Origin of the sequence: Xanthomonas sp. LMG 12462, assembly GCF_009192885.1 — a bacterium.
Lineage (GTDB): Bacteria > Pseudomonadota > Gammaproteobacteria > Xanthomonadales > Xanthomonadaceae > Xanthomonas_A > Xanthomonas_A sontii.
The window spans coordinates 52,692-68,958 of the sequence record NZ_NMPP01000026.1; the positions used below are offsets into that span (position 1 = coordinate 52,692).

Annotated in this window: 11 protein-coding genes and 5 tRNA genes; 7 read left to right on the forward strand and 9 right to left on the reverse strand. The window is 70.2% G+C overall.

Annotated elements, in window-relative coordinates; genetic code table 11:
- Positions 1-13: 13 nt before the first annotated feature.
- The 5 genes from CEK69_RS07520 to CEK69_RS07540 form a co-directional block, all read right to left on the reverse strand.
- Positions 14-1,540 carry a DUF5691 domain-containing protein gene (locus CEK69_RS07520; RefSeq protein ID WP_152244796.1) on the reverse strand — a complete coding sequence of 509 codons (1,527 nt, stop codon included), beginning with the start codon at positions 1,538-1,540 and terminating at the stop codon, positions 14-16.
- Positions 1,537-2,868, reverse strand: coding sequence for an SWIM zinc finger family protein (locus CEK69_RS07525; RefSeq protein WP_152244828.1), 1,332 nt, complete (start codon positions 2,866-2,868; stop codon positions 1,537-1,539). Before CEK69_RS07525 ends, CEK69_RS07520 begins: the two co-directional genes overlap by 4 nt.
- A 237-nt stretch (positions 2,869-3,105) precedes the next feature.
- The gene (locus CEK69_RS21240) at positions 3,106-3,504 is read right to left on the reverse strand and encodes a hypothetical protein (RefSeq protein WP_226975081.1); all 399 of its coding nucleotides are present in this window, start codon (positions 3,502-3,504) and stop codon (positions 3,106-3,108) included.
- Positions 3,505-3,580: 76 nt separating this feature from the next.
- Positions 3,581-4,831, reverse strand: a complete 1,251-nt coding sequence (locus CEK69_RS07535; RefSeq protein WP_152244798.1) for an ATP-binding protein — start codon at positions 4,829-4,831, stop codon at positions 3,581-3,583.
- Positions 4,828-5,517, reverse strand: a complete 690-nt coding sequence (locus CEK69_RS07540; protein ID WP_152182643.1) for a response regulator — start codon at positions 5,515-5,517, stop codon at positions 4,828-4,830. The genes CEK69_RS07535 and CEK69_RS07540 overlap by 4 nt, the downstream gene beginning before the upstream one ends.
- A 109-nt stretch (positions 5,518-5,626) precedes the next feature.
- Between CEK69_RS07540 and CEK69_RS07545 the strand changes: the two genes are divergently transcribed.
- The 5 genes from CEK69_RS07545 to CEK69_RS07565 are packed head-to-tail and all read left to right on the forward strand — an operon-like array spanning position 5,627 to position 14,016.
- On the forward strand, positions 5,627-7,087 hold the full coding sequence (locus tag CEK69_RS07545; protein WP_193313926.1) for an efflux transporter outer membrane subunit: 1,461 nt from the start codon (positions 5,627-5,629) through the stop codon (positions 7,085-7,087).
- Between the two features lie 29 nt (positions 7,088-7,116).
- Positions 7,117-7,935, forward strand: a complete 819-nt coding sequence (locus CEK69_RS07550) for a MipA/OmpV family protein (protein ID WP_152244802.1) — start codon at positions 7,117-7,119, stop codon at positions 7,933-7,935.
- A gap of 23 nt (positions 7,936-7,958) precedes the next feature.
- Entirely contained in the window at positions 7,959-9,077 is a 1,119-nt protein-coding gene (locus CEK69_RS07555; RefSeq protein WP_152244804.1) for an efflux RND transporter periplasmic adaptor subunit, read from the forward strand.
- Positions 9,074-12,148 (forward strand): efflux RND transporter permease subunit, encoded by a 3,075-nt coding sequence (locus CEK69_RS07560; protein WP_152244806.1) that lies wholly within the window; start codon positions 9,074-9,076, stop codon positions 12,146-12,148. The genes CEK69_RS07555 and CEK69_RS07560 overlap by 4 nt, the downstream gene beginning before the upstream one ends.
- A complete protein-coding gene (locus tag CEK69_RS07565) occupies positions 12,145-14,016 on the forward strand; it encodes an alpha/beta hydrolase (protein ID WP_152244808.1) in 1,872 nt (623 codons plus the stop codon). Before CEK69_RS07560 ends, CEK69_RS07565 begins: the two co-directional genes overlap by 4 nt.
- 532 nt (positions 14,017-14,548) lie before the next feature.
- Here CEK69_RS07565 and CEK69_RS07570 read toward each other — a convergent pair.
- From CEK69_RS07570 to CEK69_RS07585, 4 genes are all read right to left on the reverse strand, one after another.
- Positions 14,549-14,624: transfer RNA gene (locus tag CEK69_RS07570), tRNA-Glu, on the reverse strand.
- Between the two features lie 44 nt (positions 14,625-14,668).
- Positions 14,669-14,744 (reverse strand) — tRNA-Ala (locus CEK69_RS07575).
- Between the two features lie 114 nt (positions 14,745-14,858).
- A tRNA-Glu gene (locus tag CEK69_RS07580) sits at positions 14,859-14,934 on the reverse strand.
- 46 nt (positions 14,935-14,980) lie between these two features.
- Positions 14,981-15,056 (reverse strand) — tRNA-Ala (locus CEK69_RS07585).
- Positions 15,057-15,486: 430 nt separating this feature from the next.
- Between CEK69_RS07585 and CEK69_RS07590 the strand changes: the two genes are divergently transcribed.
- Together CEK69_RS07590 and CEK69_RS07595 are read left to right on the forward strand one after the other, a co-directional pair.
- Positions 15,487-15,573: transfer RNA gene (locus CEK69_RS07590), tRNA-Leu, on the forward strand.
- Positions 15,574-15,737: 164 nt separating this feature from the next.
- Positions 15,738-16,118, forward strand: coding sequence for a response regulator (locus tag CEK69_RS07595; protein WP_017909846.1), 381 nt, complete (start codon positions 15,738-15,740; stop codon positions 16,116-16,118).
- The last annotated feature ends 149 nt before the right edge of the window (positions 16,119-16,267 follow it).

The window sequence follows — 16,267 nt, forward strand, 5'->3', positions numbered from 1 at the left end:
GAAGGCGTGAGGATCAGGATGCGGCGTGCAGGGTCCGGCGCAGGACCAGGAGCTGGCGGGCCTGCTGCACGCAATCGAGCAAGGCGGCGCTGGCGTCCGCCGGCGGATCGGCCACCTGCACCCGCGGCAATGCGGATGGATGCAGGACGGCGAGCAGTTCCAGCAGCGCGTCGCGCAGCAGATAGTCGTGGCGCAGCATCGGAGCGCCGAACAGCGAGCCCAGGTCTGTCGCCAGCGACTGCGAATAGGCGGCGCTCAAGTGCTGGCCGTGGGCGGTGCCGGCCAGCACCTCGCCGAGCAGCGCCTGCCGCTGCAGTTGCGCGGTACTCGGCGGCCAGTAGCGCTCGCGCCGCTCCGGCGGCAGCAGGGCCAGCAGCTCGCTCGGGCTGCGCTGCCGTTGCTCCACGTCGAGCAGGGCTTCCACCCAGGCCGGCTCGCTGGCGTCCACCTGCTCCAGCCAGGCACGCAGCAGGGCGGCGTCCCACTCCGTGGTGCGGGACCAGGCCAGCACCTCTTGCGGGGTCTTCTCCAGCGTGCGGCACCACCAGGCGAGCGGCAACTGCCGCGCCAGTTGATAGAGCCACCAGGCGCGCTCACCGAGCGCGTCGCTGTCGGGCCGCTTGCTGTCGATGGCCGCCTCGTTCCACCTGGCATCGGCCGCCCTCGGCGCCTCCAGGGTCCAGGTCACTCGGCGCAACAGGCCGGTGCGCTGCTGTTGCAATACCGCCGACATCTGCGCCTGCAGGTACTGCGCGTGCGCGGTGGACGGCAACCGCGCCAGCATCGGCCCGGCCAACTGGCGGACCTCGCGGCTGCGGTCCTTCAGCAATTGCTGGAGGAACGGCGCATCGGCCTCGCACAACTGCGGCTGCAACGCATCGACGCAGGCGGCGCGTTCACGTGCGGACAGTTCCTTCTGCGCGTCCTGCAGGTGCTGGCGCGCGCCGTCGGGGTCGGACGCGCGCAACTGCCGCAAGGCCAGCAGGCGCGCATCGAACGTGCCCTCCTCCCAGATCCGCGCCAGATCGGCAGGCGTCTGCGCCGCCGCTACCGCATCGGCGGCGTAGGTCCACTCCGTATTGCGCGCCGCGAGCCAGCGACCACGCGCCCCCAGCACCGGGCGCAATGCGCCCCGCAGCGCGCTCAGGCGCGCGCCTGCGTCCAATGCCTGCGGCAGTACTGCGACCGGCAGATGCTGGCCGCGTGCGGCCAGTTGCAGGCAGCCTTCGTGGCGAAGGCGTTTCAGCCACGCTGCGGGCTGCGCACTGGCGAACAGCGCCCGCAACAGCGGCACCCAGGCATGGTCTGCGGGCAGCGCTTGCGGATCGGGCGGCGCGGGCGGCGGTAGCGGCAGTGGCGCGCCGAGACGCAGCGCCGCACGCCGGCAGGCGGCCAACGCGCCCACCTGCAGGCTGTAGCCCAGTGCGGCATCGTCCTGCGTGGCGATGGCGGCGAGCACCTCGCCGAGTGCGCCATCGAGGGCAATCCGTTGCGGGCGATCGATGCCCAGCAGCGCCGGTTTCAACCAGGCCTCGTTCATGCCGCGCTCCTTTCCCAACGCTCGCCCTGTGCGTTCCACGCGCTGAGCGGCCACAGCGTGTCGCCGTCCCACTCGCCCATCAGGCAGACAGGATGACCGCCGGCGAACGCGAGCAACGCCCAACCCTGCATCGCGGGCAGCTGCAACGGCAGGCTGCCTTCGCTGTGCTGCGCCCGGACGCTGCGGCCGTCGTGCGCGATCTGCGCCTCCTGCAGACGCATCGGCACCTGCGGCAGCCATGGGTTGAGCGCATGCGCACGGGCGGCGGCGTCCAGGGTGTCGGTGCGCGGCAGCGCGGCGCCGGCCTCCACGCCGGGATCGAGTTCGCCCGGCACGGCGCGCAACGGCACCGTACCCGGATGGAAATGCAGGCAGCCGGCATGCACATGACCGTTACGCCAATGCTGCTCCCATCCGCGCCCGCCGTGGCTGTAATCCTGCAGCAGCGCGGGGCGGCCGCTGTCCAGGCCCTGCAGCCACACCCGGCGTTCCAGCAGATTGCTCGGCTGCTCGATCAGGTGCTGGCCCTGCACATGCCAACGATCGTGCACCGCCTCGCCTTCGCGTAACACCGTGTCGCGTTCCAGCGGCCAGCCCAGCGCGGCACGCAGGTCCGCCTGGCGCGCGGCACTGAACTCCCCGGCGCGCGGCACCGCCTGGACCAACAGTTGCAGGAGGCCGAGGCGTTCGCCGAGGTCGGCGAGCTGCGCGAGATCGCGGCTGCCCTCGCCCACGGCGCGCTCCAACTGCGCGGCCAGGCCGGGAGCCTGCGCATCGACCATGCGCGCCATCATGCGCCGCGCGTCCTGGTCGAATTCCGCGCCCAGATTGGCCAGGCCCTGGCGGAACTGGTCGGCGATCCAGCGTTGCAGTTCGGCCGCGCCGGCCTGCATGCGCGCCCAACGCGCCTGTTCGCGCCTGGCCGCCGCCGCGGCCTGGACCTGCGGATCGGGCGGCGGCTTGCTGGCGGCGACTTCCTCCTTGCGCGCCGCGCGTTCGCGACGTCCCTGCATCCATTCCTCGACCCAGGCCGGGCGGGTGCCCGGCACGCAGCGCGGGTTGCCGTCGGCATACAGCAGCAGCATGGCCAGCCCGTGCTTGCACGGAAACTTGCGGCTGGGGCACGAGCAACGGCTGACCAGTGCGACCAGGTCCACCTGGGTCTGGTAGGGCTTGGCACCACTGCCCTGGCATTCTCCCCACAGCACCTCGGCGTCGGCACCGAGCAGGCCCCACTTCCCGTCCGTGGCCAAGCCGGCGGCCGCCTTGGCCGATGCCGCATCCGGCGCAAGCGCGAGGACCTGCTCGCGCGTGAGTCGCACTTCCATATCCTTACTCATCTCAGCGTCTGGTCGATGATAGCCGAGGTCGTGTGGCAATCAGCGACATGGTCGGCGCCGGACACGCGGCACGCGGGCGGCTGCCTCGTTGGCCCACCGACCGCGTGTGCCTTTGCGCTGACAACTGGGCATGCGACGCCGGTCGATGGCGCCTGTCATGCCCTCGCTGGCAGCGGTGTCACGCACTCCTCGCATATCGCACTGCCGCACCTGCGGCCGCGGGGTTCAGCCGCCCCGCGCCAACCGCCGCCGGATCTGGGCGCGCTGTTTCGCGCTGAACGCAGCGGCGTGGGTCTGCAGCAGCGCGATCACCGCCGTATGCGCCGCCTCGGTGCGGCGTTGCAGTTCGCGGGTGGCGGCGTGCTCGATGGAGCGCCATTCGGCGGGGGTGGTTCCGGTCGGGATGGCGGTGCTGGCTACACGCATTGCGGGATCCGGTTGCGGCATGGGGCGGCCGATGCAGTGTCGGCCTTGATGCACTTTACCGCCAAGCCGGTCATCGGTGGTTCGTGCCGCGTGGACAGCCAGATGCAGAACCACATCTGCGCTCCGCAGTTCGGCGCGTGGACGTGCCGCGGTCGAAGGGTTCATCGACGAGGCGCCGTTCGCCGCGACATCGAGCACGGACGCTGCGATGGGGCGAATTGTGCGCCACTCCCGCTGGCCAAGCCCCCGCCACATCCCACAGCCGTTGCGAGCCTCAGGCCAGGCGCTTGCGCGGGTTCGCCGCGGACGCAACTGTGACCAGCGCATCCGCGTCGCCGGCAGGCGCATGCGGCAGGCGCACCCGCGCGCACAGCCCGCCGCCCGCGCGGTTGGCGAACTCCAGCGTGCCGCCGTGCGCCTGGCAGATGGCCGCGGCGATCGACAGGCCGAGGCCGCTGCCGCCGGAATGGCGTGCCCGCGAGTCGTCGGCGCGCCAGAAACGGTCGCCCATCCGCGCCAGCGCTTCCTCGTCGACGCCAGGACCGCGATCGGCCACGCGGATCAGCACGCCATCGGCATCGGCCTGCGCCTCCAACGCCAGTTCGCCGCCGGCCGCGGCGTAGCGCAGCGCATTGTCGATCAGCACCGACAGCACTTGGCCCAGGCGGTCGCGGTCGGCGCTGATGTGCAACTGCTCGGGAATGCGCACCTGCACCTGCATGCCGGCCTCCTGCAGCGGCTGCGCCGCCCAGGTCAGGCGTTCGCGGACCAGGGCGCCGAGTGCGAACCGCTGCGGCTCCAGCATCAACTGGTTGGCGCGGGCCATCGACAGCAGGTGCAGGTCGCCGACCAGGCGATTGATCTGCTCCAGCTGGCGCTGGACCATGCGCAACTGCTCCTCGCTGCTCGGGAACACCTGGTCGAGCATGCCCTGCACCCGCCCCATCGCCGCGTTGAGCGGGGTGCGCAGTTCGTGCGCCAGCATCGCGCTGGACTCGCGCACCTCGCGCTCGTACCGCTGCAGCTGCGCGCTCATGCCATTGAAGTCCGTCGCCAGCCCGGCCAGTTCGTCCGGGGCGCCGGGCACCACGCGCGCGCGCGCGGCGAAATCGCCATCGCTGATCCGCCGCGCCGCCTCGGCGACGTTGGAGAACTGCCGCGACAACGGCCGCGAAGCGAGCAGGCCGCAGATCACGATCACCGGGATCGACGCCAGCACCATGCCAGCCAGCAGCCACCAGTCGCGGCTGGCCAGCCCGGGCAGGAAGTCGGCCACGTCGTAATAGGTTTCGAACAGTTCCCACAGGCGCCGCGCATTGCTGTGCGGATCCTCGCGCAGCTGCAGCATCTCCTGCCGGGCCTGCGGCGGCAGGCGGCTCAGGGTGGAGACGTCCCAGATCGCGAAGCGCAGCACCATGCCCAGCGCGATCGCGATGATGGTCAGCACCGCCAGCGCGCTCATGCGCAGGCCTACCCATTGCCACAGCGGCGCGTGGCGTTTGCGGCGGAACCAGGCCCAGTTCATCGGAAGCGGTAGCCGATCGCGCGCACCGTCACCAGCAGGCCGGTGACCTGCTCGTGTTCCAGCTTCTTGCGCAGGTTGTGCACGTGCGCATCCACCACCCGTTCCAGCGCGTCGCTGTCGGGCAGGCAGATCTCCAGCAGTTCGCTGCGGGTGAAGGCCTTGAACGGCGTCTTCATCAGCGTCGCGAGGATGTTGAACTCGGTCGGGGTCAGTTCCAGCGCCACCTCGTGGCCGTCCGCATCGCGCACGGTGGCACGCACCGCGGCGGTGTCCACGGTGAGCCGCTCGTGGCGCAGCGGCTCCTCGCTGGCACGCGCCGGCCCGGCGCGGCGCAGCACCGCATACACCCGCGCCACCACTTCCTTGGGGCTGTACGGCTTGACCACGTAGTCGTCGGCGCCGTAACGCAGCGCGCCGAGCTTCTCCGGTTCGTCGCCCATCGCGGTGACCATGATCACCGGCGTGTCGCTGCTGCGGCGGATCGTGGACAGCACCTCGGTGCCGCTGAGCCGCGGCAGCATCACGTCCAGCAGCACCAGGTCCGGCTTCCACTGCGCATGCACCGCCACCGCCTTCTGCCCGTCCTCGGCGATGGTGACCTCGAAGCCGTCGCGGCGCAGGTAGGCCTCGAGGATGCTGGCGCTATCGGCATCGTCTTCGACCAGCAGGATCTTCTTCGCGTGCATTGCCCGGTGCCCGTGTTTGACGTCTTGATGGAATCTTGAAGATTCCTAGAAGGCGGCTTGAACATGCCCGCCGATGCTGGCAGTCGAGTTCGATCACCCGACCGCTGCCATGATTCTATCGTCCCTGCCGCTTCTCCCGTGTCGCACCCGCGTCCTGCTCGGGCTTCTCGCACTCGCCTTGGGTGGCTGCTCTTTGGCGCCGGTCTACCAGCGCCCGCAAACCGCACTGCCACCCACCCTGGGCGCGGCCACCGCAACCGTGGCCGCGGCACCTGGCCGAAGCGATAGTGCGCTCACCGAGCAGGAGCAGCAGTTCGTGCGGACATTCTCGCCGCAGCACGACCTGGCCCCGCTGCTGACCCAGGCGCTTGCCCACGATCCGGACTTCCGCAATGCCGTGCTGACCGTGCAGCAGGCGCGCGCCCAGTACCGCATCGAACGCGCGCAGCAGCTGCCGCAGCTGGGCCTCGATGCCCAGGGCGCGCGCCGCAGCTACGACGACGCGGCCACGCAGGCGCGCTATGGCCAGAAGCTGAGTACCGTCGCGGTCGGCGTGGATGGCTTCGAACTGGACCTGTTCGGCAAGCTGGCCTCGCTGTCGGCGGCGGCGCAGCAGCGTTACCTGGCCTCCGAAGACGGCCGCCAGGCGGCGCGCGGTGCGCTGATCGCCGAGGTGCTGCGCGCCTACACACTGGAGCGTGCTGCCCTGCAGAGCCAGCAGCAGGCGCAGACCATCGCCGAGCGCAGTGCCGCACTGCTGGCGATCGCCACGCGCCAGCAGACGGTCGGGCTGATCTCCCGCGATGCGCTGGACCGCCAGCGCCACGACGACGACCAGGCGCAGGCGCGCGCGCAGCAGGCCACCAGCGATCACGCCGCCGCTCGCCGCGCCCTGCAACTGCTCGCCGGCTACGCTACGCCGGACGGCGCCGGCACCTTGCAGGACCTGCTGCCGGGTGCCGGGCAGGACGATGGCCGCACCTGGCGCGACCTCGACTCGCAGTTGCTGCTGCAGCGCCCGGACATCCGCCAGGCCGAGGCCGAACTGCGCGCGCGCAATGCCGACATCGGCGCCGCACGCGCCGCCTTCTTCCCGTCGATCCGCCTGAGCACCTCGCTGGGCACCGCCAGCGAGGCGTTGAACGGCCTGTTCATGCCCGGCAGCCGCACCTGGAGCTTCATGCCGCAGTTGCTGCTGCCGCTGTTCGACGGCGGCCGCAACCGCGCCAATCTGGATCTCGCGCAATTGCGCAAGGACGGCGCAGTGGCCGACTACGAGAAGACCGTGGAGGCCGCGTTCCGCGAGGTCGCCGATGCGCTGGATGCGCTGCCGGCGCTGCAGCAGCGCGAGCGCGGCGAACGCTCCAATCTCGAACGCGAACGCCAGCGTGTGGCGCGCCTGCAGCAGCGCGTCGCGCAAGGTCTGCAGGACCGCCCCGAGCTGCTGGCCGGCGACATCCAGGCCGCGCAGGCCGAACTGGCGCATCTGCAGGCGCGCCAGGACCTGTTGCTCGATCGCATCGCGCTGTTCCGCGCGTTCTACGGCGTGCCGCTGCCGCACGCGCCCTGATGACCTTTCCCCCGCACGAGGTTGCTCCGATGAAACATCTCCTGTCCGTTCTGTCGCCCACGCTGACCGTGGCGGTGCTGGCGCTGCCGCCGGCCGCGCACGCCGCAGACACCGATCCGGCCCCCAGCGCCGGCCTGTTCGGCGACCGCACCCAAGTGAGCGTGGGCGCCGGCGCCATGCTGACTCCGCGCTATCCCGGCTCCGCCGACGACCGCGTGCAGGCGGTGCCGGTGTTTTCGATACAGCGCGGCATCCTGTTCGCGGACACGCTGCGCGGCGCCGGCGTCCAGTTCCAGAACGCGCACGGCTTCTCCGCCAGCCAATCATTCGGCTACGACCTGGGCCGCCTGCAGCGCAACAGCAGCTGGCGCCCCGGCTCCAAGCGCCTGGCCGGCATGGGCGACGTGCCCGGCGCGATCACCGCACGCAGCCTGGTCATGCAGCAGCTCACCCCGTACCTGGCGCTGGACGCCGAGGCGGAGTTCGCGCTGAAGGACGATGCGCGCCGCAACCGCTACCGCGCCGGCGCGCGCTTCACCCTGCTGCAGGCGGCGGCCGACAACGTGACCCTGGACCTGGACGCGCACGTCGGCGACCGCCGCTTCAACCAGGCGTACTTCGGCGTCACCGAGGCGCAAAGCCTGACCAGCGGATTCCAACCGCACCGCGCCGATGCCGGCGTGTACGCCTACACCGTCGGCGCCGAATGGGATCACACCCTGTCGCCGCACTGGACCGCCTCGCTGCTGCTCAACGCCACCCGCTACGTCGGCCCCGCCGACGGCAGCCCGGTGGTGCGTCGCCGCGCCGCTGCCGGCGGCGGCGCCACCGTCACCTACACCTTCTGATCGCTTTCGGGACATCGCCGACCATGACCTTGCGCCCCACCCTGCTTCTCACGCTGTGCCTGCCGCTGGCCGTGCTGACGCTGTCCGGCTGCGGCCGCGAGGCCGCACCGCCCGCCGACGCGCCGCGCGCGGTCAAGCTGGAAACCGTCGGCAGCGATGCCGCACGCGACAGCACCCGCTACCTCGCCCAGGTGCGCCAGCAACAACGCGCCGATCTCGGCTTCGAAGGCGGCGGCCGCATTGCCGCCATCGCCGTGGACGTGGGCGACCGCGTGCGCACCGGCCAGGTGCTCGCACGCCTGGACCCGGAACCGAACAGCCTGCGCTTGCAGCAGGCCGAGGCCGGCGTCGGCATCGCCGCGGCAGACCTGCAGCAGCAGCAGACCCAGCTCGCGCAGCAGCAGGCCATGTTCGACGACGGCGCCGCCTCGGCCGCGACCCTGACCGCGGCCAAGAGCGCCTTCGCCGCGGCGCAGGCGAAGGTCCGCAGCGCGCAGTCGGACCTGGCGCTGGCGCGCCGCGCGGTGCGCCAATCGGAACTGCGCGCACCGTTCGACGGCAGCGTGGTGGCACGCCTGCAGCAGCCCGACAGTCTTGTGAGCGCGGGCCAGCCGGTCCTGCAACTGGACGGCGCCGATCGCGCGCAGGTGCTGGCGACGCTGCCGGCCGATCGCGCGGCGGCACTGCAGCCGGGCCAGCGCGTCCTCGCCTACCGCAGCAGCGCGCCGCAGCAGGCGCTGCCGCTGCGCCTGCGCAGCGTGTCCGAACGCGTGGACGGCGGGGCCACCGTGCAGGCGCTGTTCGACAGCACCGGCGCCGACGCGGCGCAGCCGCGCAGCGGCGAATCGCTGCTGCTGGCCCTGCCCGACAGCGCCGCCGATCAGGCGCCGAGCGTGCCGTTGAGTGCGCTGATCCCGAGCATGGCCGACGGCCAGACCATGCTGTTCGTGTACCGCCAGGACAGCGGCAGCGTGCGCCGCCGTCAGGTCGTCACCGGGCACGCCGAGGGCGGCCGCGTGCAGATCCTGCGTGGCCTGGCTCCGGGCGAGCGCATCGTCGCCGCCGGCGCCGCCTTCCTTCACGACGGCCAGCACGTCGTGCCGTTCCGTCCCACCACCCGTCTCGGCACCGTCTCGCCATGAACCTCACCCGCGCCACCCTGCAATCGAGCCGCCTGGCGCTGTTCAGCGCCGCCCTGATCCTGATCGGCGGCATCGTCACCTTTCTCGGTTTCCCCTCGCAGGAGGAACCCAGCGTGACCGTGCGCGATGCGATCGTGCAGGTCGGTTACCCCGGCATGCGGAGCGAGCGCGTGGAGAACCTGCTCGCGCGTCCGCTGGAGGAACGGCTGCGCGAGGTCAGCGGGCTGAAGAAGATCGTCACCACCATCCATCCCGGCAGCGCCATCGTGCAGGTCACCGCGCAGGACAGCGTCAAGGACCTGCCGGCGTTGTGGCAGCGGGTGCGCAGCAAGGCGGCCGAGGCCGGTGCCGAGCTGCCCGCGGGTACGCAGGGGCCGCTGGTCGACGACGACTTCGGCCGCGTCGCCATCGCCTCGATCGCGGTCACCGCGCCCGGTTTCAATACTGCGGAGATGCTCGGGCCGCTGCGGCAAATGCGTGCGCAGCTGTACGCCGTGCCGGGCGTCGAGCGGGTCACCTTCCACGGCCTGCGGGACGAGCGCGTCTATGTCGCCTTCGACCGCACCAGGCTGGGCGAAGCCGGCCTCACCCCGGCTGCGGTCGCGCAGCAACTGCGCGCGCAGAACGTGGTCGCCGGCGGCGGCCTGGTCGCCGCGTCGGGCATGACGATGACCGTGACCACCTCCGGCGAGGTGCGCGACCTCGACGACCTGCGCAATGCCCCGATCGCGACGCAGGGCGCCGACGGCCCGCGACAGATCCCGCTGGCGCAGCTGGCGCGGATCGAACTGATGCCGGTGGATCCGCCGGAGGCCGGCGCCATCTACCAGGGCCAGCCGGCGGTGGTGGTGGCGGTGTCGATGGCCCCGGGCAACAACGTCGCCGAGGTCGGCAAGGCGCTGCGCCGCACCCTGGGCGAGACCGCCAAGGCGCTGCCGGTGGGTTTCGCACAGCACGTGGTCACCTTCCAGGCCGACGTCGTCGAGCGCGAGATGGGCAAGATGCATCACGTGATGGGCGAGACCATCGTCATCGTGATGGCGGTGGTGATGCTGTTTCTCGGCTGGCGCACCGGCCTGATCGTCGGCGCGATCGTGCCATTGACCATCCTCGGCGCGCTGATCGCGATGCGGGTGCTGGGCGTGGAACTGCAGACCGTGTCCATCGCCGCGATCATCCTGGCGCTGGGCCTGCTGGTGGACAACGGCATCGTCATCGCCGAGGACATCGAGCGGCGCCTGGCCGCCGGCGAGGAACGTCGCGCCGCCTGCGAGGCCGCCGGCCGCAGCCTGGCGATCCCGCTGCTGACCTCTTCCCTGGTGATCGTGCTGGCGTTCTCGCCGTTCTTCTTCGGCCAGACCAGCACCAACGAATACATGCGTTCGCTGGCGATCGTGCTGGCGGTGACCCTGCTCGGCTCCTGGCTGCTCAGCATCACCATCACCCCGCTGCTGTGCATGTACTTCGCCCGCGCGCATGTCGCGCCGGCCGACGGCCATGGCGACACCTATACGTCCGGACCGTACCGCCTGTACCGGCGGGCGATCGAGGCCTTGCTGGCGCACAAGGCGCTGTTCCTGGGCAGCATGCTCGCCCTGCTGGCGCTGGCGGTGACCGTGCTGGTCTCGGTGCCGTACAGCTTCCTGCCCAAGTCCGACCGCCTGCAGTTCCAGATGCCGGTGACCCTGCAACCGGGCAGCGATGCGCGCGAGACCCTGCGCACCGTGCAGTCGATCAGCCAGTGGCTAGCCGACCGTCGGCAGAACCCGCAGATCGTCGACAGCATCGGCTACGTCGCCGACGGCGGCCCGCGCATCGTGCTCGGGCTGAACCCGCCGCTGCCGGCGGCCAACATCGCCTACTTCACCGTCAGCGTGCGGCCGGGCAGCGACATCGATGCGCTGATCGCCAAGGTGCGCTCCCACCTGCGCCAGGCCTACCCGGCGGTACGCGCCGAGCCCAAGCGATTCTCCCTGGGCTCGACCGAATCCGGCGTGGCGATCTACCGGGTGATCGGCCCGGACGAAACGCAACTGCGCCGGATCGCCGCCGGCATCGCCGACGCCCTACGCTCCCTGCCCGGCACGCTGGACGTCAGCGACGACTGGGACAGCCGCATTCCGCGCTACGTGGTGCAGGTGGACCAGGCCAAGGCGCGCCGCGCCGGCGTCGCCAGCGAGGACATCGCCCAGGCGCTGCAACTGCGCTACAGCGGCGTGGACGCCTCGGTGATCCACGACGACGGCAGCAACGTTCCGATCGTGCTGCGCGGCGACAGCGGCCCTGGTGCGCGCAGCGGCAATCCCGGCGACACCCCGATCTACCCGTCCTCCGGCGCCGCGCCGCTGCCGCTGTCGGCGATCGCCGACATCCAACTGAGTTCGGAACCCTCGACGATCCAGCGCCGCAACCTGAGCCGCGCCATCACCATCACCGGCCGCAACCCGGACCTGACCACCGACCAGGTGGTGGCCGCGCTGGCCGACAAGGTGGCGGCGCTGCGCCTGCCGCCGGGCTACCGCATCGAGATGGGCGGCGAACTGGAGGACGCCGCCGAAGCCAACCAGGCGCTGCTGCAATACATGCCGCATGCGCTGGGCGCGATCCTGCTGCTGTTCGTGTGGCAGTTCAATTCGTTCCGCAAGCTGTTCATCGTGGTCGCCAGCATTCCGTTCGTGTTGATCGGCGCCACCCTCGCCCTGCTGGTCACCGGTTATCCGTTCGGCTTCATGGCCACCTTCGGTCTGCTCGCGCTGGCCGGCATCATCGTCAACAACGCGGTGCTGCTGCTCGAACGGATCGAGGCCGAACTGGCCGATGGCCTGAGCCGGCACGAGGCGGTGATCGCCGCCGCGGTCAAGCGCCTGCGCCCGATCGTGATGACCAAGCTGACCTGCATCGTCGGCCTGATCCCGCTGATGCTGTTCGCCGGGCCGCTGTGGACCGGCATGGCCATCACCATGATCGGCGGCCTGGCCCTGGGCACGCTGGTGACCCTGGGGGTGATTCCGGTGCTGTACGACCTGCTGTTCGCACGCCGCGCCGGTACGCCGGCGAAGGTCGCGGCATGAAGCGGCGGCGCTGGCACCGCGCGATCCTGGCCTGCGTCGTGCTGTGCATGGCGCTGTGCGCCGGCGGCTGTGCCAGCGTCACCCTGCAACGCGTCGATGCGGCGCGCTACATCCAGGCCAAGCGCGGCGACGCGCTGAGCACCGCGCGCCCCAGCGATGCCGCGCTGCAGACGCTGAACGTGGCCGGCCTCGACGCGGCACGCTGCACGGCGACGGTGCCGCCATGCATCGACCGATTGCTCGGCAATGCCGACATGGACCAGGAGCGCACCCTGGCGACGGCGGCGGAACTGTCGCTGCTGGCCGCGCAACGCGCCGCCAGGCAGCACCCGGACAGCGATGCCGCGCTGGCCGTCTGGCTGCAGACCGCGCGTTACGCCTACGCCTATCTGTTCTTCAGCGCACGCACGCCCAGCGAACGCGCTTTCGAGGAACGCCAGACCCAGGTGCGCGACTACTACAACTACGCCGTGCAGCAGTCGGTGACCGCGTTGTTCGCCCGCTACCGGCGGCATCCGCCGGCCACGCACGAGGCCGGCGCGCAGATCGCCGCCCTGCCCGACTGGACGGTGACGCTGGATGCCAGCGGCGTCGGCAACCCCCAGGACATGCCGATGCCCGAGACGATGCTGGCGGCCAGCGGCCTGCGTTTCGACGGACTGCGCAGCGTGTATCGGCGCGATGGCTTCGGCGCGGAGATGGTCGCGGTCCTGCCGCAGCGGGCGGCGGAGGCCATCCGCAGCACCGACGCCACTCCTGTCTACAGCGACATGCCCACCCCCAACCTCACGGTGTTGCTGCGTTTCGATGGCCGCACGCTCAAGCAGGTGCTGGCCAGCCACAGCGCACACGTGGAGGTCCACGACCCCTCGCTCGGCGATCGGGTCACGATGGGCGGTATCGACGTGCCGCTGGCGGCCAATTTCAGCGCCGGCTACGGCGTGTGGATGGCGCGCGCCGGTTTCGCCGCGCAATCGCTGCGCACCCTGCTCGGCCTCGGGCACGGCATCGACCGGCCGCACGTGTTCCTGACCCAGCCCTACGATCCGAACCGGCGCGTGCTGGTGCTGCTGCACGGGCTGGCCAGCAGCCCGGAAGCCTGGGTCAACCTGGCCAACGACCTGCTCGGCGATCCGCAGGTCCGCGCGCGCTATCAGATCTGGTTCGTCTACTACCCGACCAACCTGCCGATTCCCTACACCCACCTGCAGGTTCGCAACGCCCTTGAGCAGACGCTGGACCAGTTCGATCCGCAACGCCGCAGCGTCTCCGCACATGACATGGTGCTGATCGGGCACAGCATGGGCGGCGTGCTGGCGCGCTTGATGGTGTCTTCCAGCGACGGCGAGCGGCTGTGGCGAACCCTGTTCGACGGGGCGGCGCTGGATCCGCAGGCGCGCCAGGCACTGCACGCCAGGCTCGGACCGATGCTGCAGTTCGCACCGATGCCGGAAGTCTCCGAGGCGATCTTCCTGGCCACCCCGCAGCGCGGCACGCCCGAAGCCGCCGGCACGGTGGGCGAACTGGCACGCGCCGTGATCGGGCTGCCACGGCGCGTGCTCGACCAGTTCCAGGACATCGCGGGCAAGAACATGCTCGACGGGCTGCCCAACAGCATCGACAGCCTCAGCGACCACGACCCTTTCATCCTCGCCGCGGCGCAGTTGCCGATCTCACCACAGGTGACCTATCACTCCATCATCGGGCAGGAGGATCCGCGCGTACCGCTGGCGCAGTCCAGCGACGGCATCGTGCCGTACTGGAGCGCCCACCTGCCCGGCGCCGCCTCGGAAACGGTGATCGTCTCCGGACACAGCGTGCAACGCACGCCACAGGCGATCCTGCAGATCCGCCGGCTGCTGCATTGATCTGGCGCAGCGTCAGCCCTTCATCGATGCAGCACCAACCCCATTAAGCCCCTCTCCCTCCGGGAGAAGGTTTGGGGTGAGGGTACGGAGGGCGCAGCGCCCGCACGAATCTGGCCATGCGAGGCGACGCCCGGACCCTCATCCGCCCCTGCGGGGCACCTTCTCCCGGAGGGAGAAGGGAGCAACCAAAGCCCCTCTCCCACCGGGAGAGGGATTGGGGTGAGGGTCCGGGGCGCGCAGCGCCTGCACCAATCTGGCCATGCGAGGCGACGCCCGGACCCTCATCCGCCCCTGCGGGGCACCTTCTCCCGGAGGGAGAAGGGAGCAGCCAAAGCCCCTCTCCCCTCGGGAGAGGGGTTGGGGTGAGGGTACGGGCGCCCTCGCACATCCTGGATGCAGGCAGACAAGGAACAGCAGCACCACTCGCTCGAAGAAGCCAGCGATCCACCCGGCTTCCAGCGCATGCTTGCCGCATCTCGCAGCCGCCGCACGCATAAAAAAACACCCGGCAGTGCCGGGTGTTTTCGAAAAGTGGCGTCCCCACGGGGATTCGAACCCCGGTCGCCACCGTGAAAGGGTGATGTCCTAGGCCTCTAGACGATGGGGACGCGGATAACGATGTTGCTTTGCGGACGGCCTATGTCCGAAAAGTTGGTGGAGCCAGCCGGGATCGAACCGGCGACCTCTTGCATGCCATGCAAGCGCTCTCCCAGCTGAGCTATGGCCCCACGTGTACTGGCAGAAGCGGAATCTTACCCGACTTTCTTCCGATGTACAAACCCCGCACTCAGTGCGTTCGGCAGAGCCGAACCCGGATGCGCGCGAGGAATTCCTGCGAAAAATGGCGTCCCCACGGGGATTCGAACCCCGGTCGCCACCGTGAAAGGGTGATGTCCTAGGCCTCTAGACGATGGGGACGCTGTGTAACGATGTCGCCTTTGCGGACGGCCTATGTCCGAAAAGTTGGTGGAGCCAGCCGGGATCGAACCGGCGACCTCTTGCATGCCATGCAAGCGCTCTCCCAGCTGAGCTATGGCCCCACGTGCTGCGAGGAGCGGAATATTAACGATCGTGATCGGCACACGCAAGCGTTTTTTTCGGAACGTTCGCGACGCCGCACACGCCCTCGCCACGACCGGCAGCATCCGCGCGCACGCCTGCATTGCGCGACGTCTGCGCCTCACGTCCAACGATGGAGGCGACCTGCGGAACTCGCCGCACACGGCGCCAATCCGCCTCCGCAGCCCTCCGCCACTCGTGTCGATGATTGCCGATATCGGCACAACGGGTGGATTTGCGCGCCCCTTGCGCGGTCGGCAGCAACAGAATGCTTCGCCTAACGTGCGACGCACATAGAGATGTGCTCGGGAAGTACCCATGGCCACTGCCATTCCCCCCGCCTCCTCCGACGACGGCAAATGCAGATGCGCTGGCGGCGCGACCGAACTGTCGGCTATACTCCGCGGCCGCGCCGAAGTGGCGGAATCGGTAGACGCAGCGGACTCAAAATCCGCCGCCCTTAAAAGCGTGTGGGTTCGAGTCCCACCTTCGGCACCAGGACTGACGGCAGCTTCGGCTGCCGTTTGTTTTTTGCGCGACCGCCGCGTCGCACGTCGACGTCGATCACAGGTAAACGCTTCATCTTCCTGCGCCCGTTTGTCTAGGCGGTGGCAGTGACGGTCCCGCTATACTTTCCGTTCCCAAACCTTAACGAGCAAGCGATGTCGGCATTGCGGGGCCTGCGTATCCTGGTGGTCGAGAACGACGAAATGAACGCCACGCTGCTGGAGTTGCAGCTTGCCCAGGCCGGTGCCGAGGTGGTCGGCATCGCCGCATCCGTGCAGCAGGCCCTTGCGCTGATCGACAGCGAGCGCCCGGACCGGGCGGTGCTCGACTTCCGCCTCTCCGCCGGCGAGACCAGCGAACCGGTGGCCCGGGCGCTCAGCGAACGTGGCACCCCCTTCGTGCTCGCCACCGGCGTGGCCGCCGACGCGCTCCCTCCCGGCTTCGCCGCCGGCGTGGTGCTGACCAAGCCGTACCTGTCCGAGCAGCTGATCAAGGCCTTGCAGGACGCTCACGCCAAGACGACCGCGCGCCCCTGAGAATCCTCGGCCGTAAGCCCGCCGCCTGGCGGGAACGCTTCGAGGAACTCCGCCATCAACGCCAAGGACTGTTCGCCGCCTCCTGTCCGGTTTCCCGCCGGCAGCGCCACGGGGGCCTTGCTGCGCGCCATCGATTGGCGTGAGCACGA

Coding starts and splice junctions, on each gene's coding strand:
- CEK69_RS07545 (WP_193313926.1), top strand. CDS start 5,627: ATGATTCTATCGTCCCTGCCGCTTCTCCCGTGTCGCACCCGCGTCCTG.
- CEK69_RS07595 (WP_017909846.1), top strand. CDS start 15,738: ATGTCGGCATTGCGGGGCCTGCGTATCCTGGTGGTCGAGAACGACGAA.
- CEK69_RS07550 (WP_152244802.1), top strand. CDS start 7,117: ATGAAACATCTCCTGTCCGTTCTGTCGCCCACGCTGACCGTGGCGGTG.
- CEK69_RS07535 (WP_152244798.1), bottom strand. CDS start 4,831: ATGAACTGGGCCTGGTTCCGCCGCAAACGCCACGCGCCGCTGTGGCAA.
- CEK69_RS07555 (WP_152244804.1), top strand. CDS start 7,959: ATGACCTTGCGCCCCACCCTGCTTCTCACGCTGTGCCTGCCGCTGGCC.
- CEK69_RS07540 (WP_152182643.1), bottom strand. CDS start 5,517: ATGCACGCGAAGAAGATCCTGCTGGTCGAAGACGATGCCGATAGCGCC.
- CEK69_RS07560 (WP_152244806.1), top strand. CDS start 9,074: ATGAACCTCACCCGCGCCACCCTGCAATCGAGCCGCCTGGCGCTGTTC.
- CEK69_RS07525 (WP_152244828.1), bottom strand. CDS start 2,868: ATGGAAGTGCGACTCACGCGCGAGCAGGTCCTCGCGCTTGCGCCGGAT.
- CEK69_RS07565 (WP_152244808.1), top strand. CDS start 12,145: ATGAAGCGGCGGCGCTGGCACCGCGCGATCCTGGCCTGCGTCGTGCTG.
- CEK69_RS07520 (WP_152244796.1), bottom strand. CDS start 1,540: ATGAACGAGGCCTGGTTGAAACCGGCGCTGCTGGGCATCGATCGCCCG.